We start from the raw sequence: 18789 nt of genomic DNA, 5'->3' as shown, positions 1-18789 counted from the left end.
CCACCGGGGCCGGCTGTGCATCGAACGATCCTCGTACTGGACGTGGCGGGGTTCGGGGACCTTCGCCGGACACACCACCACCAGATGGCCGTGCGGGACGGCCTCTATTCGCTTGTGAAGAATTCCTTCACAGCGGCCGGGATTTCATGGGCTTCTTCTTACAAGGAGGACCGCGGCGACGGTGTCCTGATCATCGTCGAGCCGGCCACCGCCAAGGGCGTTTTCGTCGAGAAACTGCCGCCGGCACTGGTGGCCGCGTTGCGGGACCACAACGCCGGCCACCGAGCCGAAGAGCAGATCAGGCTGCGGATGGCGCTGCACGCGGGCGAGATCCACTACGACTCACACGGGGTGGTCGGCCGCGCGGTCAACCTGGCGTTCCGGCTCGGCGACTCGCAGACCTTCCGGGAGGTCATGTCGTCGACCGACGAGCCACTCGCGGTGATCACATCCCAGTGGTTTTTCGACGAGGTCGTCTGGCACAGCAGTGTCGCCGCCGACTACCACCGGATCCAGATCAGCGCCAAGGAAGTCGACACGACGGCGTGGCTCTCTTTTCCGGCCACCGGCGCCCAGCCTGCGCAAACGGTGGCGCCGCCGCCGGACCGGTCGGTGCCGCGCCAGTTGCCGATGCGCTCGCCACAGTTCGTCGGGCGCGAAGCCGAGATCGCCGGGCTGACGGCGTCCCTGGCCGACACCGGCACGGTGGTCATCACGGCGATCGACGGCACCGCCGGGATCGGCAAGACGACGCTGGCCATGCAATGGGCCCACCAGGTCAAAGACCGATTCCCAGACGGCCAGCTGCACGTCAACCTGCGCGGGTTCGACCCCGGCGAGCCGATGGATCCCGACCAGGCCCTGCACGGGTTCCTGCAGGCCCTCGGGGTGGCTCTGAACGAGAGCCCGGCGGGAGTCGAGGCCAAGGCGGCGCTCTACCGGACCCTGTTGGCCGACCGGCGGGTCCTGATCGTGCTGGACAATGCCCGCACCGCCGAGCAGATCCGGCCGTTGCTGCCGGGCAGCCCGACCTGCCTGGTCATCATCACGAGCCGCAACCGGCTCGACGGCCTGATCGTCCGGGAGGGCGCCCGCCGGATCGCTCTCGACGTCCTGCCGGCGGCCGACGCGATGGACCTGCTCGCCGAGCGGGTCGGCCGGGACCGGCTCGACGCCGAACCGGAAGCGACGGCTCAACTATTGGACCTCTGCGCGCGTCTGCCGCTCGCGTTGAGCATCGCGGCGCAGTCCGACCAGCCGATCAGCAGCCTGGTGGCTGAACTGCGCGACGAACGCAACCGGCTCGACACGCTGGATCTCGGCGACACCGACCTCAGCCTCCGATCGGTGTTCTCGTGGTCGTACAACGTGCTTACGCCTGCGGCCGCGCATCTGTTCCGGTTGCTCGGTCTGCACCCGGGTCCGGACATCAGCCGCCACGCGTGCGGCTCGCTGACCGGCCGTCCAGCGGGACCACTCAAGGAGCTCGTCAGCGCGAACCTCCTGACCGAGTACCTGCCCGGCCGGTATCGGCTGCATGACCTGCTCCGCACCTACGCGGCGGAGATCGCCGCGACCGACCCCGAGCGTGACAACGCGGCAGCGAAATTCCTGGAGTACTACCTGTGCGCGGCGTCGCACGCGGACAAGTTCATCCAGCCCAACCGTCGTGGGCTGATCGTGGCACCGCCGGGTTTCGAGCCGCCGGACATCGCGTCCTACGCGCAGGCGATGGACTGGTTCAATGAGGAACACGCCGTACTGCTGGCAGCGATCACCTTCGCCGGCGACAACGGCCACGCCACGTACGCCTGGAAGCTCGCGTGGGCGTGCACGACGTTCCTGCGCCGCACTGGGCGGTACCACGAACGTGCCAGCGTCTACCGGATCGCCGTCGCAGCCACGCGTCGAGAGGGGGACGAGATCGGCCTGGTCACTTCGTTGCGCCACCTCGCCACCGCGTCTGCTCGGTTGGGACAGTTGCAGCAGGCACTCGATTACCTCGACGAGGCCGGCGCGATGCTGAAGGCAGCGGACGATGACCGGGTGGTCCAGAACCATCTGGCCTACGTGCGGGTCCTGGAAGCCCAGGGCCACCCGGCGAAGGCCCTCGAGTACGCCCGGCTGGCCTGGGACCTCGTGCAGGGAGGCGAGCCCACCCGGGTCGCCGATGTCCTCACCGCGATGGGAAGGCAGCTGGCTCTTCTGCGGCGCCACGCCGAGGCCCTGCCGATGTGCGAACAGGCCCTGCAGCTGTACTCGTCGGTAGGGCATCAGGAAGGCGAGGCCGACGTCCTGCTCAACATCGGCGACATCGAGCGGCACCGGCAGCGTCACGCCGAGGCCCTGCGGTTCTATCGGCAGTCGCTCGATCTCGACCGGCAGCTCGGGGACCGCTACTGGGCCGCGATCGCGCTCGAGCGCATCGCCGACGTCCACCGGGACGTGGGCGACCGCGAGCTCGCGGCCGAAGTTCTGACAGAGTCACTGGTCATTCTGGAGGACCTCCGGCACGCCGACGCGGGTCGTGTACGGACCAAGCTCACCGGTGACACCGCTGAGCCGGGATCGCCAGCGCCGCGGTGAGCCGGGCCGCCATCGTGTCCCATCGGAGCACGTCCTTGAGTTTCGAGCGGATGTCCGCGGCGTACTTGAAGGCGCCGATCGGATCGTCCAGCACCTGCTGAATCGCCGCCCGCCAGCGCGCCACGTCCTGCTCCAGGTTGTCCACGACCTCCACGATCATGGGCTCGGCAAGCCAGCCCAGGTGGTAGCGGAGGGTCTCGGCGAGCCCGCTCTTGTCGCTCACGCGCACCGGCGTGCCCAACGCGATCGCCTCAACCGCCGCCAGACCGAAACCCTCGGCACGCGATGGCATGACGCAGAGCATTGATCGAGTCAGGTCACGGTCGAGCTGGTCGGGGTCATCGGTGTACGGGCGCACGTCGATCTGACCGCGTGACAGGCGCGATTCGTCGACCAGGTAACGCCGCAGCCAGTCGCAGCGCTCTACTGGGGCGCCGCGGATGAGCAGGTCCGGTTGGGGCTTGCCGTAGGGCACGACGAGGCCCGCGACCGCGTGTGCGGCGATGTCGAGGCCTTTCGGCTGGATGTGGGCGCCGCGGCTGAAAACGAGGACCGTCGGGTTGGCCGGTGCGTCCCGGGGGCCATCACCGATCTGCTCGGGAACATCCATGCCAGGGTCAAGCTGCAGGACGGATATGCCGCCACCCACCATTGCGGCGGTGCTACGAGCCAGGCTTGGACCGACGGCGGCGACGACATCGGCGTCCGAAGCGATCCGCCGTGTCACGCGCTCGCGTTCCTCCGTGCGCCTGGTCGCGTCGTCGTCGCGCTTGTACGGCTCGATGCGCGAAGGGGTGTGCACGATGTGGACCAGCGAGGCGTTGGGGAGGTACTGCCGTGCCCATGTCCACGCAGCCGATCCGCTGATGATGTCGTGCCCGACCACCACGCTGGGGTCCTCGGCGGCGACCTCCCTGGCGAAGACGAAGAGATTCGGCCCGGAGGGCGGGTGTGCCGCGGTGATGAGCTTGACGCCGCGTTCCTGGGCATCCAGCCGCTCCCGGTCCGTCGCTGATTCCACCAGGCAGCATGTCCGGTGCCCGGCGGCGGCCAGGGCCGTGGCCAGCCGCCGGTTGAACTGCGAGATCCCGCCCTTGGTCGGGGACCATTCGTCGCAGACGAGCAGGTAGGTCAGTGGCCGCTGGGCCACGCCGGGTTCTGGAGGTTGCCTGAGGCTCGTCTCGCCGGACATGGTCTGCCCCGATCTGGAAGGCACACCGTCACACGGGTGCGATCACGGATAGTTCCGGAGGATCTCCTTTGTCTGGCCCTCCATCCGAAGCTTCGCGCGATCGGTTATCGTCTGCGCGATCTTGGAGGGCGAGTAGCCGAGCATCCGCATGTAGTTCAGCGAGATGCTCATCATGTCGACTGCTTCGTTGGCGGCCCGGTCGTATTCACCGGCCAGGTGGTGGTTGCTCAGCTCCTTGATCTGGCGCTCGTAGGCATGTGCGAAATGGTCCAGTTCCTTCTGACGCATCACCTCGTGCTCCGGGTTCCAGACCTGCCACAGGACCTGGAGCGGACCACCGAGGTCGGCGTCGTCGAAATGTGCTGGAGTGGCGTCCTCGTCTGACATTGTCATCACCATAATCGCATCACTCCATCCTTCTCTGTGTATTACTGCACAGTTGAAGATGGATGTCTATATCTAGCTGGGCAAGATACTCTTCAAAGCTCTGAGATCGTGTAACACAACTTTGCGTCGAGCTGTGGTTAGAAGGCCTTCACGCCTGAACTTCCGCAGCTCGACGGCCACTGCTTCACGGGACGCCGTGATCGCCTTGGCGAGCTCCTCCTGCGAGGCTCCCTCAACGACCCAGTCGTCCCCTTCCGGGGTACCCAGCCGCTGGACCTGATCCAGCAGATGGTCTGCCAACCGCTCCCGTACGTCATACTGAGCGACCAGGATCCGCTTGTCGTCCGACTCGTAGCGCCGGTCTATGGCCTGCCGGTAGAAGGCTTGCCACAGCCTCTCCTCGTCGACGAAGTCCAGCAGTGCCCGTGCGCCGATGTCGACCCCTATGACCTCGGTGATGGTGGTGATGGTGGCGTAGCGGACCACGTCTGCCAGTACGCCCTCGTCACCAAGGATCTCGCCGACCCCTCGTGTCGCGAGCGGGATCTCCGTGCCGTCGGGGGCGTGCTTGAGGATCCGGACGTTGCCCTCTTTGACCATCACGACCGACCGTGAGGGCTGGCCTTCGCGGAACACCGTGTCCCCAGGTGGGAACGACACCTCAGTGCCGAGGGCCTCCAGGGCGCGGCGCTGCGCCTGAGTCAGGAAGTCCTTCGCGGCCGGGATGTCGTCCTGCATCTTCAACAGTGTAGATCCCTACAGTTCAACGTGGTGTATCGGCATGATCTCCACGTATGAGAGCAGACAGGCGCAACACAAGAGCCAGCGCCGGGCTTCGGCCGCCTGGGTCGTAGGGTGGCCATGTGGCGCGAACTGACGGCAGGAACGACGACGAACTCAGGGAAGTCCGCATCACCAGGGGCTTTCAGAAGTGGCCAGCCGGATCGGTGCTGGTGGAGTTCGGCAACACCAAGGTGCTTTGCGCGGCGAGTGTCAGCGAGGGCGTGCCGCGGTGGCGGATCGGATCCGGGCTCGGCTGGGTGACCGCCGAGTACGCGATGCTGCCCTCGGCGACCAACACCCGAGGCGACCGGGAGTCGGTCAAGGGACGCGTCGGCGGCCGTACGCACGAGATCAGCCGGCTGATCGGCCGCTCGTTGCGGGCCTGCATCGACCTGTCGGCGCTCGGCGAGAACACGATCATGATCGACTGTGACGTGATCCAGGCAGACGGTGGTACGAGGACCGCCGCGATCACCGGTGCGTACGTCGCGTTGGCCGACGCCATCACGTGGCTCGCCGCGGCGGACCGGCTCGCTGATCCGAAGCCGCTGTCGTGCGCGATCGCCGCGGTCAGCGTGGGGGTGGTCAACGGACGGGTCCGGCTGGACCTGCCCTACGAAGAGGACTCCATCGCCGAGGTCGACATGAACGTGGTGGCCACCGATGTGGGCACCCTGGTCGAGGTGCAGGGGACCGGTGAGGGAGCCACCTTCGCCCGTTCGACCCTGGACCAGATGCTGGACCTGGCGCTGCAGGGCACCGAGAAGCTCTGCCGGCTGCAGGCCGAGGCGCTCGCCGAGCCGTACCCGGGCGAACTGCCCGAGCCGATGCCGCGCAAGAAGTCCAAGGCCAAGTCGTGACCCGGCGGGTACTGCTGGCGACTCGCAACGCCAAGAAGCTTGTCGAACTCCGCCGGATTCTGGATACCGCCGGTATTTCGGGTATCGAGATCGTCGGCCTGAACGAGGTCCCGGAGTATCCCGAGGCTCCCGAGACGGGTGCGACGTTCGAGGAGAACGCGCACGCCAAGGCGCGCGACGCGGTCCAGGCGACGGGCCTGCCCGCGATCGCTGACGACTCCGGCCTCGAGGTCGACGCGCTCAACGGAATGCCCGGCGTGCTCTCGGCACGGTGGGCCGGTGGGCACGGCGACGACACAGCCAACCTGGAGCTCGTGCTGAGCCAGTTGGGGGACGTCCCGGACGAGCGAAGAGGAGGGGCCTTCGTGTGCGCCGTCGCCTTCGTCGTGCCCGAGCAGCCGGACGTCGTGGTCCGCGGCGTGTGGCCGGGCCGGATCGTGCGCAAGCCGCTCGGCACGAACGGCTTCGGATACGACCCGATCTTTGTGCCGGAAGGCGACACCCGGACGTCGGCTGAACTCGAGTCGGCCGAGAAGGACCGGATTTCGCACCGCGGCCGCGCCCTCAAACTGCTGCTCCCGCACCTGCGGGCGTTCGCCGACCAGGTTTAGGGCCGGGCATCGAAGCCGGGCGCCACGAATACCGACGGTATTTGAGCGGCTCGCTGATGGTGCCAGGGCCGGGCCGCGTGAAATGGCCTAGATCGACAGTTGCGTGTCGCCGCGGAAGGCCGCGGCGAATAGCGGGGTGATCGCGTCGAACAGGTCGGCGCGCGACCGGACCGGGCCGACCTCGGCGAGCTGGTCGAAGACTAGGCCGTCGATATGGGCCACCAGGTTCGCCGCGCGCCGTTTCGCGTCCGGGACGCCTGCGTCGGTCAGCACGGTCTCTGCCTTGGCGCGGAACTCTCCGCCGAGGCGGTGCATGGCGGCTCGCAAAGTGGGCCGCCTGGTGGATTCCAGGGTCAGCTCGAAACGGGCCAGCATGCGATCGCGTCCCGCGGTCAGCCAGTGCTCGATCAGAGCGGCGACCGAGTCGAGGTCGGTCGCGCTCGTAGCCGTGATTTCGGCGTTGGTCAGTTCGGCGAGCCGGTCGAGGGTGCCCACCAGGAGCGCCTCCCGGGTCCGGAAGTAGTACGACGTCGACCCCTCTGCGACCTGAGCCGCGCGGTCCACCGCGCGGTGCGTCAACCCCCGCATGCCTTCACGCGCGAGTGTGACTATCGCCGCGTCTGCCAGTTCCGCCCGTCGATCCGACACTCTACAAGTGTAGAGTCCTCTACAGATGTAGAGGAGGTAGCCATGCGAACCGCGGCGATCGTGGGCGGTGGAATCGGCGGGCTGGCCACAGCGATTGCCCTGTCCCGGGCCGGCTGGCAGGTCGAAGTGTTCGAACAGGCACCCGAACTCGGCGAAGTCGGCGCCGGAATCACGATTTGGCCCAACGCGTTGCGTGCACTCGACCACATCGGGCTGGGGGATCGGATCCGGTCGGTCGGGCTGATCGAAGCTACCGGCGGTATCCGAGATCGGCGCGGCCGCTGGTTGATCCGCGCGGATACCACCGAACTCGAGCGGCGCTTCGGCTCTGCGGTGGCCCTGCACCGGGCGGAACTCCATACGGCTCTCGTGGAGAGCCTCCCGGACGGCGTCCTGCGTACCGGCACCAAGATCACTGGCGCGGGGCCGGACGGCGACGGAGTTGTCGTCACGCACTCCGGCGGGGAGTCCAAAGCCGACCTGCTGGTCGGCGCGGACGGCCTGCGCAGTGTCGTACGTGGACAGTTCTGGCCGGACAGTGAACCGGTCTCTTTTGGAGCCACCGCGTGGCGCACAGTCCTGGACCGTCCCGGCAGGCAACTCGATCTGATGGGCGAATTCTGGGGCCGTGGCGAGGAGGTCGGCGTGGTGCAGCTGCCCAAGGACCAGGTGTATTTCTTTGCCGGCGCACTGGCGGAGCCAGGAGTGACGAGCCCTGATGGTGAACTCGCGGAGCTGTGTAGGCGGTTCGGTCATTGGGCCGACCCGATCCCACGGCTACTGAGCGAAGTGTCGCCGGACAATATCCTCCGGCACGACCTTTACTACATGCCCAACCTCCGATCCTATGTGCACGGTCCGGTCGTGCTCGTCGGCGACGCCGCGCACGCGATGACCCCGAACATGGGCCAAGGAGCGTGCCAGGCGCTTGAGGACGCCGTGACGCTCGGCGCGCTTGCCAAGAACAACGACATTCCGGCGGTACTGGCTCGTTACGACAGCCTGCGCCGGCCGCGGACTCAGGCGATCTCGCGGATGTCCAGGATGGCTGGCCGAACCGGGCTGGTGAAGTCCGCGGTGGCGGCCGCAGCCCGGGACAAACTGCTCAGCCTGGTACCCACGTCGGCCATGTTGCGTTCGTTCACGACCATCTACAACTGGGCGCCGCCCAGCTAGTTCATTCCAGTTTCGACATGATGGCCGCCGCGCCGGCGGTCACCGACCTGGTTGCCACGTCCCAGCTTTGCCCAGGAGGGTGCTCGGTGAGCACGATGACCACATACCGCAGGTTCTCGCCGACGAACCCGGTGCTGTGGGTCAGTCTGTGGTCCTCCGAGTCGGTTGCCCAGGCCTGTTTGACCGCCCAGGGCGGCTTGGTCGCCGACGGAATCCCGAAATGCTGTTTGAAACCGTCCGCTCCGGCCTTCGACGCGGTCTTCATCGCATCGAGGATCGTGTCCCGCTCGAACTCTTCGGCCTGGGTCATGATGTAGTCGTAGATCCGGGCCATGTCGTTCGCAGTGACCGTGGTGTTGCCCCATCGGGTGCTGGGCACAGGTGGCTCAGTCGACCTCAGGCCCATCACCGTGCGCGTCCGGGTGATGATCGAGGTCCCGCCCTCGGAGACCCAGAAACTGCTGGCAGTCGGGTCGTCGCTGGCCTGGATCATCTTGAAGACCCGGTCCCGCACCATTTTGTCGCCGCGGTGGCGATGCAGCGCGTCCCACCCGATCAGAAGTTTGACCAGGGACCCGGCGGCGAACGGCCGGTCGGCGTTCTCGGCGAGGATCGTGTCGCCGGTCTCCCGGTCGACGACTACAGCCGACGCCACCGCCGACCTGGACACCAGTCGCACCGACGGCTGCACAGCAACGTCGATACGCGGCCGTGTTTGCGGTGATCCGGGGCCTTGGTTCGAATTGTGCCCTGGTGGTTCAGCTACTGGCGTCGGCAATTCAGACGACGGCTGCGATGCTTCGACGGTGGCCGTGAGCAACGGCAGTTCCTGTGTGGGACCCTGCGCAGCGTGTGTCGAGCAGCCGGCGACCCCCAGCACGATGGCCATGACTAGTGCCCATTGTGTGCGCCTCATGCCCCGGAAACGCCCGAGGTACAACCGCAGGTTGACGGCGCTGACACTCAACCTTTGCGCAGATCAGGGGGTTAACGCCGAACCTGGCCCGATGGTTGAGCCGGCGCCGGGTTTTCTTCTCCCCAGCACTCGGCAGCGGGGTGGCGCGCGATTCGGGCCACCCCGGCCGGCTTCAGACGCCCAGGTCCTTGCGTAGTTTGGCGACGTGCCCGGTGGCGCGGACGTTGTACGAGGCCTTGGCGATCTTGCCGTCGCCGTCGACGATGAAAGTGGACCGGATCACACCCATCACGGTCCGCCCGTAGTTCTGCTTCTCACCGAACGCGCCCCACTCGGTCATCACCGCGCGGTCGGCGTCGGACAGCAGCGGGAACGTCAGTCCCTCGGCCTCGACGAACTTCGCCAGCTTGGCCGGGCTGTCCGGGGAGATGCCGAGCACGTCGAAACCGGCGTCGTTGAGCTCGGCAAGGTTGTCCCGGAAGTCGCACGCCTGCTTGGTGCACCCCGGTGTACCGGCCGCGGGGTAGAAGTAGACGACAACCGAACGGCCGCGGTAGTCCGACAGCGACACCTGCTTGCCGGTGCTGTCCGGGAGGGTGAACCCGGGTGCCGGATCGCCGGCGGCCAGCCTGCTCTGCTCACTCATGTCGGGACAAGTTACCCGGCTCAGGCACTGCCCTCGAACTCGGCGCGAGCACCGGCCGCGGCCACGTCCGGCTGGATGAGCACCCGCACGTCCACCGGGTCCTGAGGCATCGCGAACGCGAGCGTCAGTTTGGTGCTCTTCCCGGACGGCACCTCGATGTCGGCGCTGACGCCACCCGAGTAACCCTGCGCCTTGTCGACCACAGGATCCGCCGTGTGGCCATCTGGCGTGACCACTGTGACCCGCAGTTGCGTCGGCCGGTAGATGCGACTGCCCTGGTTCTCGATCGCGATCTCGAACGCGACGGCGCGGCGTGCCCGTGGGTACGCGTTTTCGCCTGGCACGAACGATTTCGGCGCCGGGAGCGTGACCAGCAGTGAATCTCCGGCAGCGCGGCGTTCACCGAACTTGGCGGGCCGGTCGGCGATCGCGACGGGCACCTCGCCGTTGCGTGTCGGCGCGGCCACCGGCGACACGCCGGTCGCGCTCGCGCTGCTCATCACACCTGCGCCACACCCAGTCGCCAGCGCGACGAGCGCGCACGCGGCGACCGCCAGTCCGACGGTTTTCACGGTTCCTACTTTCCAGCCTGTGGGGACGAGAGGTGTGACTCCCACAGAGTGGAGGCAATCGGCCCAGGAACCTAAACAGTTGCCCTGGTCGAGTCGGAGCTGGTGTCGTGATGTGGCCAAGCCGTAACCGAAGGCGCACCTGGAGTGACCGAAAACACCCTTAGGCCGCCATTGCGAAGAATACGACGAACAGTCCAACGGTGACCAGCCAGGTCGCGATCAGCCAACCGAAATCGCGCCACGGGGAGACCGGATGGCTGTCCTCGCCAGGCACGTACACGCCACGCGCCTCGAACCAGTCGACCACACGCAGCGCCCGCCGTAGCGGTTCAAGTGCTCGCATGGTCCAGACCTCCTGTGCGCCGATCCCTCCGACATGGTGACACCCGGGCGGGATTGGTCAAGCCACTAGGTGGCGTAGCGCATACCGAGGCCCCACGATCGAGCGAACCTAGGCGGGTGGCGTGAATCCGGTGACCCAGCCGGGATCCTCCGACTCGCCGCAGATCGGGCACGGCCGTTCGACCATCACGCCGGGCGCGATCTCATGGTAGATCGAGCCCTGGCCGGGCACGGTCATCGGGCGCAGCACCGCCATGTCGTCCTCGTCCTCCAGGCGGATGTGGGTGACTTGGCGGCAGCCATGGCAAACCGTGCGCTGCGGCAGCGACCCGGGCGTGGACATGCGTCCACGTTAACGTCCCGGCGACCTACCCGTTCGAGTGAACTCATGTCCCCTGCGACTGGCGCGTTTCGGGAGCCTCTTGCCAGCCCTGCAGGCCGAACGGCTCCTGTCACAAGCACGCGCGGATCCCGGCGGCGGGATAGTCGATCATGTCGGCCGGTCATCGGCGCCGATGGTACCGGGGAGCTTTGACGTACAGTGTACGGAGCGCGGTACAGCGTACGGAAATCAGGGGAGCGGGTATGGCTGACCTTCCAGCATCGGTGACGGCAAGCAGCGGCTTCCAGCCGTCGGCCGAGGACATTCAGAGCGTCAAGGCGTGGTTTGTCGAGTACGACGGCCACGCCGCCAACGCGGACTTGGCGCGCATGGCGGACATGGCTCTGTTCCCGCTCAACGTCGTCAGCGACGACTTGTCGGGCAACGGCTCGGCTGCTCAATGGACTCGCGAACAGTTCATCGGCGCGATGTCGCACGTCGTGGCCGGCGCGGAGGATATGCGGATGGAGTCCGACCGGACCCCGGTCTTTCTCACCGGGCAGCTGGTTCTGGTGGTCACCAATGCGACATTCACGACCGGTGACAAGACCGAGGCGGTGCGGTATGCGGATCTGCTGGTCAAGAAGGATGGCCGGTGGTTGTTCCAAACCATGGTGCAAGGCGGTTGGGGGGATCAGCTGACCGGCTGACAAGCGGGTTTCAAAAGCAGGAATTGCGATTCCGCGGCGGGATGGCAACCGCCGCGGAACCGTCGGAGAATTTATTCTCCCGATCGTCCGATGAATGGGGACGGGGGTTGTCGCAGGTGAAGATCGAACGCGTTCTCACCGGCGGGTCTTGGGCTCCCGGACGGTGTACGCCACATCCATCTCGGTGCCGCTGATCTTGCCGTCGGTCACCAGGATCGCGCGTTTGCCCAGGCCGGCGGCCTCCAGGCGGAGGCCCACCTCGTAGGCCAGGGTCGCGTACTGCTGGTTGGTGAAATCGCCCAGCACTCGGATCGTCAGATCGCGGTAGGTCATGCCACGACGATGGCGCGCGAGAACCCATGACACAAGTCGCTCAATAGATACCACAGTTGCCACCTGGCAAGCGTCATATTCTGCCTTTTCGGGCAGCGTGGTCTGAAATATCGACCGTGTGGTCACGTATTCGCGATCCGCTATGCCGGAATGCGAACGCGAGTGCAACGGAACTGCAAAGACGATGAGCAGACTGTGGGCTGCTCGCGGCGGTAGCCGCTGTTCGTAGAACATTCCCGAGGAGTAGTACCCGATGCTTGTCACGTCCCGCCCTGCCCTGTCTCGCGTCCGCCTGATGGCGCCGTTGTTCGCCGCAGCGATCGCAGTTCTCGCCGCCTGCGGTTCGCCCTCGTCGGGCGCGCCGTCGTCCGGGTCCGGGGCGGGCGGCACGGCAAAGGAGACCAAGGCGCCGATCAAGAAGACGCTCACCGAGACCGACTTCCAGGGACTGTGCGCCGGCGCCCCACAGGCGGCCGCGACGGCCTACGACAAGACCAAGGCCGGAATCCACCCCGTGCTCGGCTTCGGCTCGAAGCCGTACGACTCGGACGCCGAGAAGCTCTCGCCGCTCGACATCCCCGAGGGATTCACCGTCAAGTGGGACAAGGACAAGAACGTCTACACCGAGATCCAGCTGGTGGTGTGCGCGAAACGGACCACGGACACCGTGGTCAAGAAGTGTGACGGCTACAAGAAGGACGGCAAGCCGACCGGGCAGGTGCTGAACCTGCACAGCACCACCTACGAGGTGAAGCTGTACACCGCCAGCACCGGCGACGTGATCGCCACCAAGAACATCGACGCGCCCGGCAAGGATTGCCCGAGTGTCGCGCTGAGCGACCAGACCGACGAGTACGAAGAGGTCGACGAGCAGGTGGTGGCCTTCATTCAGCCCTTCGTGAAGACCACCTGATCCCTTGCTGCGCCAGGCAGACCGAGTAGGGCGGAGGGGACTTGAACCCCTACTGGCACGGACCTAAACCGTGTGCCTCTGCCAATTGGGCTACCGCCCCCTGTCGGCTGACGGGCATAGCCTAGCGATATCCCGGAGCGGCGGTGGCACTACGGGTGATCTACCGTGGTGCGCCGAGAGCCCGGATTCTTGGGAGGAACACGTGGCCCGCGACCCAGAAACCATCCAGCGTGACATCGAGCAGACCCGTGAGGCCCTGGCGTCCACGCTGGACCAGCTCGGCACGAAGGCGAACCCGAAGAAGCTCGTCGACGACGCGACGACGCGAGTGAAGTCGAAGTTCGACGACCCGAAGGTCAAGGCCGCGCTGATCGGAGCCGGTGTGCTGGTCGCGGTGCTGGTCGTGCAGCGGCTCTTCCGCTGAGCCACCCCTGGCCGGGGCGTTACGAGGTCTTCGCGGCCTCGGTCGGCTTGTCCGCCGGTTTGCCGGCGGCAGGCTTGCCCTGCGCTTGCTGCCCGCTCGGCTTGTCGTCCGCCGGTTTGTCCGTTGCCTCGGAGACGGCGTCCACTGTGGGCTTGGCCAGGCGTGCGTTGAGGTAGGCCGTGGTGAACTCCAGGGCGTCACCGTCCAGCCGGTGCACCACGGTCCGCTTCTTCTCGTCGCCCGCCAGCTCGTCGACCAGTTGGTCCGCCCGGTCCCGCGCGGCGATGAGGCCGGGTGCCGTCGCGGTGAGGGTCTTGCCTCTCCCGACGATCGTGATGGTCCAGTCGTCCCCGTCCGGTACGTAGTTCGCTTCGATCGGTTCCATCATGGGCTGGCCCCTCTCCCGAGGCTCCGAACGTCGAGCTTGCTCGTCACCATTAGACGTCTTGCGAGCCTATCCCGACACTTCAGCAGCCGGTGATCGATCCAGAGTGTTACTTCACACCCTGTTCTGCTACTCACTGTGTCCTTCGTGCCGCTGAACTTCGCCTCGAAGGCCGAACCATGTCATCCGCATGATGTGCTCAGCGGCTTCCTCGGGTGTCACATCGTCATGCCGTACGTACCAGACCGACAACCGCTCGCAGGCGCCGACGAGGATCTCCGCGGTGGCCTCCAGAACCAGCTGGTCCGCACCAGGCATGTACGCCGAGAACAGCGCGATATGCAGCTTGATCTGCTCCTGGCGGGCTGCCTCGATCTCGGCCACCGCGGCCGGGCCGACCACGGCTGTCTCCGTGCGCAGCAGCAGCTCCCATGAGCGGCGGTGCTCGTCGGTGAACTGGAAGAACGTCACCAGGCCCCTGCGGAGAGCCTCCTCCGGCGACTGGGCGCCGATCACGGCCTGCGCGGTCAGTTCCTGCAGCTCGGACCGCACCTGCCGGATGCAGGCCACCAGCAGGCCCTCTTTGGAGCCGAAGTACTCGTAGATCATCGGCTTGGACACGCCGACCCGTTCGGCGATCTCGTCCATCGATGTCGCGGCGTAGCCACGCTCGGAGAAGACCGCTTCGGCGATCGTCATCATCTGCCGCTCACGCTCTGCCCGCGGCATGCGTCGTCGTCGTTCGGTCCCGGTCTCCGCACTCGTCACGACATTCACTCTACCGTTTCCTACTCGAAGTAACCTACTATCGGTAACGTCAACGGACGTACCGGCGGTATGGAGGCGTGCACTGATGGGCGAGCGCTACGAGACCGGCGTCGTGATCGTCGGTACAGGCTTCTCCGGACTGGGTATGGCCATCCAGCTCAGGAAGGCCGGCCGCACCGACTTCGTGGTGTTGGAGAAGGCCGCCGACGTGGGCGGCACCTGGCGGGACAACACCTATCCCGGCTGTGCCTGCGACATCCAGTCGCACATGTACTCCTTCTCCTTCGAGCAGAACCCCGAGTGGACCCGCTCGTTCTCGCCGCAGCAGGAAATCTGGGACTACCTGCGTCGTGTTACCGCAAACTACGGCCTGAGAAAGCACATCCGGTTCGGCACCGAGATGGTCGGCGCCCACTGGGACGCCGAGGAAAGCCGCTGGCATCTGCTGGCGCGCAACGGAGACGAGTACGTCGCGAAATTCGTGGTATCGGGTATTGGCGCGCTGCATATCCCGCGGATCCCGGAGCTGCCCGGCCTGCCCGACTTCAAGGGCCGGACCTTCCACTCGGCCGACTGGGACCACTCGTACGACCTGCGCGGCAAGAAGGTCGCGGTGGTCGGCACGGGCGCCAGCTCCGTCCAGTTCGTGCCGCAGATCGCCAAGGACGTCGCGGAACTGACGCTGTTCCAGCGCACCCCGCCGTGGATCATGCCCAAGCCCGACCACGCGATGCCGGAGTGGACACGGCGGCTGTTCCGGGCGGTGCCGGCGTCGCAACGGGCGTACCGCAACGCGATCTACTGGATGCTGGAGGCCCGGGCGATCGGGTTCAACGGCAGGCCGGGCCTGATGAAGGCCGGTGAATGGATCGCCCGCAGGCATTTGGCCAGGCAGGTCGAGGATCCGGACCTGCGCCGCAAACTGACCCCGGAATACACGATGGGGTGTAAGCGTGTGCTCGTGTCCAACGACTACTACCCGGCTCTCACCCGTGACAACGTCCACGTCGTCACCGAGGGCGTGACGCACGTACGCGAGCACAGCGTCATCGCGGCGGACGGCACCGAGCACGAGGTCGACGCGATCATCTTCGGCACGGGTTTCCACGTCACTGACGCGTTCGACTCGCTGGACGTGATCGGGCTGGAGGACAAGAACCTGGCCAAGCAATGGCAGAAGCACGGCATGCAGACCCACAAGGGGATCACCGTCTCGGGCTTCCCGAACCTGTTCTTCCTGCTCGGCCCCAACACCGGCCTGGGGCACAACTCGGTCGTGTTCATGATCGAGTCCCAGATCCGGTACGTCGCCGACGCCATCTCGATGGTCGAACGCGCCCGGGCGCAGGCCCTGAACGTGCGCCCCGAGGTCCAGGACAACTTCAACGAGCAGGTGCAGCGCAAACTCGTGAAGGGCGTCTGGACCCAGGGCGGCTGCGACAGCTGGTACCTGGACGCCATGGGCGTCAACCGGACCGTCTGGCCCGGCTACACCTGGCGGTACTGGCTGGACACCCGCAAGGTCGACCCAGCCGATTTCGAGCTCACCTGACAGGACCGGCCGGGAACAGGTCCGCAGCGGGGGCCACGGGCATGGCTCGATTGGTGAGCCGCATGGTCTGTGCGCCGGCCCGGGGGTGGCTCGGAGGGATAGCCACCCCCGGTTGGCCGCAGGTGAGACGGGGTGGTGCCGTAATCGGGCCACCCCGTCAGTCGTCTTCGCCGTGGCCGATGTCGGGGTGGTAGACCGCCGGCTCCGCAGCCGCGCCACCGATCCGGCGCAGCAGCGTGATCAGGTCGACGGTGTCCATTCCGCACAACTCGGCCATCCGTTCCAGCGCGGCGAAGTCCAGGTGGACCTCGGCGGCGCTGGGGCCGGGGTGCTGGTCGAGCCGGCCTCTGGCCCAACGGCGCAATGGCAGCAGCTCCTCGTGGTCGTCGTAGACCACCTGGCGCAGATCGATCCGGACCCGGCCGCGAGGCGAGTCGGTGAACACCCGCTCGTGCACGCGCGCGATCAGCTCGTGCGGGAGTTCCTCGAGCGCGAGGCAGATCTCCACGAAGCGCACCATCGAGCACTGTCTTGTGCCCAGCTCATAGGTAGCCAACGTCTGCAGCGAGATCTCACTCTGCAAGCGGCGGTTGAGCTGCTTGCGAGTCAGGCCACGCTTCTTTCGCAGCCGGCGGATCTCGTCGCCGAGCACCCGTTGGTAGACACCCACGTCGAACAACACACAGATGAAACTGGCGAGTAGGCCCACTCTTACGCGGAAGTAGCATTTTCTTCCGGTGTTGCTCCGAACGGGTGAGCCGGAGCTAGTTCACGCATGGTGCGCCGTTGGCGCCGATCTGCGGCTGGGCCTGGGTCCGGGCGGGATCCAGCTGCAGCAGTGGCTGCGCCGCGAGGCCGTCGACCGCCTTGTAGTCCTTGCCGAGGAAGATCACCACGTGCCCCTTGGACACGTTGGCGTCCTGCTCGACGGTCACGCTCCCGCCGAGCGCGTCGGCGACTTTGTCGGCGTTGGCCTTCTCGCCCTTCGGGTACCGGATGACCGACTTCGTCCGGGCGGCCACATTGTTGGTGTCCCCGGTCTTGAAGCCCTGGTCGGACAGTGCCTTGGACACTTGGCTGGCCAGGCCGGACTTGCCGTTGCCGTTGCGCACGTCGACCGTGATCGCTTTGTTCTCCGAGTCGCCACCGGCGGTGGGGGAGCTGCTGGAGGACGAGGACGACGACGGCGGCGCGTCCGTGCCGAGCAGGCCCTGCACGAACGTCTTCACCTCGGCCGGCTTGATCTCGATCGCGTCGCCGTCCTCGGGAGTCTTGAGGTCGGGCCGTCCGGTCGGGATCGTCTTGAAGTCCAGAGAGCCGCCGGTCATGCCTTGCATCTGGCGGGCGAAGTCGACGATGTTCCATTTCTGGTCCAGCACGATCGACTTCTTGATCGCGGCCAGCAGTTTGTCCAGTTTGCTCTGGTCGGTCAGGGTGCCTGCGCTGAGCACCTTGGTCGCCATGCCCTTCATGAAGACCTGCTGGCGCACAATCCGGTCCAGGTCACCGTTGGGCAGCCCGTGCCGCTGGCGCACGAACGACAGTGCTGCGGCGCCCGTCACCTGCTGCTCCCCGGCAGGGAACCGGGCACCGGAGAAGGAGTCGCTGGTGGCCTTGAGCAGGCAGACGTCCACGCCGCCGATCGCTTCGGTGATGTCGGCGAACCCGAGCAGGTTGACCTCGGCATAGTGGTCGATGGTCGCGCCGGTGAGCCCTTGGATGGTCTTGATCAGGTTCGCCGCGCCGTCCTGGCTGGATTTGACCTCGAGCTCGGCCTGGTCGCTGATGCCCTGGCCCTTCAGCTTCTTCATCGACGAGGCCTTGGCGCGCGCGTACGCCGAGTTGATCTTGTGTTTGCCGTAGCCGGGGATGTCCACGTACGAGTCGCGGGGGATCGAGACGCCGATCGCCTTGCTGCCGTCGTTCGGGATCCGCATCAGGATCAGCGTGTCGGTGTTCAGCTCGCCGTCGGCCTTGCCGGCGTTGTACTTGGCCAGCAGTTCCTTCGACAGCGGCTTGCCCTGGGCGTCGACCCGGCTGTCCAGGCCGACCAGCAGGACGTCGGTCGCGCCGTCGGCCGGTTTCGGGCCGCCCGCGCCTTCGTCGATCACGTTCGCGGTGGTGTACCCGCCGACGATCTCGTTGTACTTGCCCCAGCCGAAGCCGGTCGCGCCGAGCACCACCAGCGACACCACGGCGATGATGACCTTGCCGCCGATCCAGCGGGGACGGCTCGGCTCAGGAGCCGGACGCGATGTGGCTCGCTCCGAGGGCCGTTCACGAGGGGGAGCAGGACGTGAGCGTGGTGGCTCGGCTGCCGGCTCGTCCCGCATCGGGGCACGGCCAGGCTTGTACGGCGGAGGGAGCTGGCTGCGGCCAGGGGGCGGCGATGGCACCCGACGGCGTGGAGGTGCCCCGTCCTGGCCACGCGGCGGCACCGGGCGTCCTCCTCGGCCCTGATTGCCCGCGCGGCCGCCTGACCTCGGCGGCCCGTACTCCAACTACCTCTCCTCACGGCTGTTTTCGTGCTTACCCCAACTGTGGCCCAACATCTGTTCGGACGCGCATGTGGGCCATCCGGTTGCGGGGTAGCGTGACATACCGTCGCGTTCGGGGTGACGACCACATCATGATCCGGCGCGCCTGGCCGGAGATCAGTGCCT

22 protein-coding genes and 1 tRNA gene are annotated in these 18789 nt (G+C 66.6%); 8 read left to right on the top strand and 15 right to left on the bottom strand.

Translation table 11 applies throughout. The features are described 5' to 3' along the window. The first annotated feature begins 15 nt into the window (after positions 1-15). Positions 16-2586, top strand: coding sequence for a tetratricopeptide repeat protein (locus tag JOF56_RS02625; RefSeq protein WP_209634018.1), 2571 nt, complete (start codon positions 16-18; stop codon positions 2584-2586). Here JOF56_RS02625 and JOF56_RS02620 read toward each other — a convergent pair. The 3 genes from JOF56_RS02620 to JOF56_RS02610 form a co-directional block, all read right to left on the bottom strand. Further along, positions 2543-3802 (bottom strand): glycosyltransferase family 4 protein, encoded by a 1260-nt coding sequence (locus tag JOF56_RS02620; protein ID WP_209634016.1) that lies wholly within the window; start codon positions 3800-3802, stop codon positions 2543-2545. The two genes, JOF56_RS02625 and JOF56_RS02620, sit on opposite strands and share 44 nt — an antisense overlap. Positions 3803-3820: 18 nt before the next feature. After that, positions 3821-4165 (bottom strand): hypothetical protein, encoded by a 345-nt coding sequence (locus tag JOF56_RS02615; protein WP_209634014.1) that lies wholly within the window; start codon positions 4163-4165, stop codon positions 3821-3823. A 72-nt stretch (positions 4166-4237) separates the two neighbouring features. Beyond that, positions 4238-4903: a Crp/Fnr family transcriptional regulator gene (locus JOF56_RS02610; RefSeq protein WP_209634012.1), complete on the bottom strand. Its 666-nt coding sequence runs from the start codon at positions 4901-4903 to the stop codon at positions 4238-4240. 125 nt (positions 4904-5028) lie between these two features. Here JOF56_RS02610 and rph point away from each other — a divergent pair, with 125 nt between their 5' ends. Together rph and rdgB are read left to right on the top strand one after the other, a co-directional pair. Then, positions 5029-5808, top strand: coding sequence for a ribonuclease PH (gene rph / locus JOF56_RS02605; protein ID WP_209634010.1), 780 nt, complete (start codon positions 5029-5031; stop codon positions 5806-5808). Continuing rightward, the gene (rdgB, locus tag JOF56_RS02600; RefSeq protein WP_209634008.1) at positions 5805-6419 is read left to right on the top strand and encodes an RdgB/HAM1 family non-canonical purine NTP pyrophosphatase; all 615 of its coding nucleotides are present in this window, start codon (positions 5805-5807) and stop codon (positions 6417-6419) included. The genes rph and rdgB overlap by 4 nt, the downstream gene beginning before the upstream one ends. Before the next feature lie 87 nt (positions 6420-6506). Here rdgB and JOF56_RS02595 read toward each other — a convergent pair whose 3' ends face one another. Beyond that, complete coding sequence (locus JOF56_RS02595; protein ID WP_209634006.1) at positions 6507-7067, bottom strand: TetR/AcrR family transcriptional regulator; 561 nt, start codon at positions 7065-7067, stop codon at positions 6507-6509. Positions 7068-7109: 42 nt separating this feature from the next. Here JOF56_RS02595 and JOF56_RS02590 point away from each other — a divergent pair, with 42 nt between their 5' ends. Then, positions 7110-8243, top strand: coding sequence for an FAD-dependent monooxygenase (locus JOF56_RS02590; protein WP_209634003.1), 1134 nt, complete (start codon positions 7110-7112; stop codon positions 8241-8243). Between the two features lies 1 nt (position 8244). Here JOF56_RS02590 and JOF56_RS02585 read toward each other — a convergent pair whose 3' ends face one another. The 5 genes from JOF56_RS02585 to JOF56_RS02565 all read right to left on the bottom strand — a co-directional run bounded on the left by JOF56_RS02585 (position 8245) and on the right by JOF56_RS02565 (position 11062). After that, complete coding sequence (locus JOF56_RS02585) at positions 8245-8913, bottom strand: hypothetical protein (RefSeq protein ID WP_209634001.1); 669 nt, start codon at positions 8911-8913, stop codon at positions 8245-8247. Positions 8914-9331: 418 nt separating this feature from the next. Further along, positions 9332-9805, bottom strand: a complete 474-nt coding sequence (gene bcp, locus JOF56_RS02580) for a thioredoxin-dependent thiol peroxidase (RefSeq protein ID WP_209633999.1) — start codon at positions 9803-9805, stop codon at positions 9332-9334. 20 nt (positions 9806-9825) lie between these two features. After that, on the bottom strand, positions 9826-10377 hold the full coding sequence (locus JOF56_RS02575) for a hypothetical protein (RefSeq protein ID WP_209633997.1): 552 nt from the start codon (positions 10375-10377) through the stop codon (positions 9826-9828). A gap of 160 nt (positions 10378-10537) precedes the next feature. Then, positions 10538-10720: a hypothetical protein gene (locus JOF56_RS02570; RefSeq protein WP_209633995.1), complete on the bottom strand. Its 183-nt coding sequence runs from the start codon at positions 10718-10720 to the stop codon at positions 10538-10540. Between the two features lie 108 nt (positions 10721-10828). Then, positions 10829-11062, bottom strand: coding sequence for a hypothetical protein (locus JOF56_RS02565; RefSeq protein WP_209633993.1), 234 nt, complete (start codon positions 11060-11062; stop codon positions 10829-10831). 242 nt (positions 11063-11304) lie between these two features. Between JOF56_RS02565 and JOF56_RS02560 the strand changes: the two genes are divergently transcribed. Then, on the top strand, positions 11305-11751 hold the full coding sequence (locus tag JOF56_RS02560; RefSeq protein WP_209633990.1) for a nuclear transport factor 2 family protein: 447 nt from the start codon (positions 11305-11307) through the stop codon (positions 11749-11751). Positions 11752-11886: 135 nt separating this feature from the next. On the opposite strand, the gene JOF56_RS02555 is transcribed toward JOF56_RS02560, so the two are convergent. Next, positions 11887-12084, bottom strand: coding sequence for a hypothetical protein (locus JOF56_RS02555; RefSeq protein WP_209633988.1), 198 nt, complete (start codon positions 12082-12084; stop codon positions 11887-11889). Between the two features lie 253 nt (positions 12085-12337). Between JOF56_RS02555 and JOF56_RS02550 the strand changes: the two genes are divergently transcribed. After that, positions 12338-12997: a hypothetical protein gene (locus tag JOF56_RS02550; RefSeq protein ID WP_209633986.1), complete on the top strand. Its 660-nt coding sequence runs from the start codon at positions 12338-12340 to the stop codon at positions 12995-12997. Between the two features lie 26 nt (positions 12998-13023). Here the strand turns inward: JOF56_RS02550 and JOF56_RS02545 are convergent. Continuing rightward, positions 13024-13097: transfer RNA gene (locus JOF56_RS02545), tRNA-Leu, on the bottom strand. Between the two features lie 102 nt (positions 13098-13199). Between JOF56_RS02545 and JOF56_RS02540 the strand changes: the two genes are divergently transcribed. Continuing rightward, positions 13200-13421: a DUF3618 domain-containing protein gene (locus tag JOF56_RS02540; protein ID WP_209633984.1), complete on the top strand. Its 222-nt coding sequence runs from the start codon at positions 13200-13202 to the stop codon at positions 13419-13421. Positions 13422-13440: 19 nt separating this feature from the next. On the opposite strand, the gene JOF56_RS02535 is transcribed toward JOF56_RS02540, so the two are convergent. Together JOF56_RS02535 and JOF56_RS02530 are read right to left on the bottom strand one after the other, a co-directional pair. Beyond that, positions 13441-13809, bottom strand: a complete 369-nt coding sequence (locus JOF56_RS02535; protein ID WP_209633982.1) for a hypothetical protein — start codon at positions 13807-13809, stop codon at positions 13441-13443. A gap of 126 nt (positions 13810-13935) precedes the next feature. After that, positions 13936-14535 (bottom strand): TetR/AcrR family transcriptional regulator, encoded by a 600-nt coding sequence (locus tag JOF56_RS02530; RefSeq protein ID WP_209647963.1) that lies wholly within the window; start codon positions 14533-14535, stop codon positions 13936-13938. Positions 14536-14659: 124 nt separating this feature from the next. Here JOF56_RS02530 and JOF56_RS02525 point away from each other — a divergent pair, with 124 nt between their 5' ends. Next, the gene (locus JOF56_RS02525) at positions 14660-16126 is read left to right on the top strand and encodes a flavin-containing monooxygenase (protein ID WP_209633980.1); all 1467 of its coding nucleotides are present in this window, start codon (positions 14660-14662) and stop codon (positions 16124-16126) included. A gap of 157 nt (positions 16127-16283) precedes the next feature. On the opposite strand, the gene JOF56_RS02520 is transcribed toward JOF56_RS02525, so the two are convergent. Then, a complete protein-coding gene (locus tag JOF56_RS02520) occupies positions 16284-16808 on the bottom strand; it encodes a helix-turn-helix transcriptional regulator (RefSeq protein ID WP_209633978.1) in 525 nt (174 codons plus the stop codon). Between the two features lie 82 nt (positions 16809-16890). After that, on the bottom strand, positions 16891-18459 hold the full coding sequence (locus JOF56_RS02515) for an LCP family protein (RefSeq protein ID WP_209633976.1): 1569 nt from the start codon (positions 18457-18459) through the stop codon (positions 16891-16893). Between the last annotated feature and the right edge of the window lie 330 nt (positions 18460-18789).

It is taken from the genome of Kibdelosporangium banguiense (genome assembly GCF_017876405.1).
GTDB lineage: Bacteria > Actinomycetota > Actinomycetes > Mycobacteriales > Pseudonocardiaceae > Kibdelosporangium > Kibdelosporangium banguiense.
Note: the sequence above shows the minus strand (reverse complement) of the source record. Positions and strands in the feature narration are given on the sequence as shown.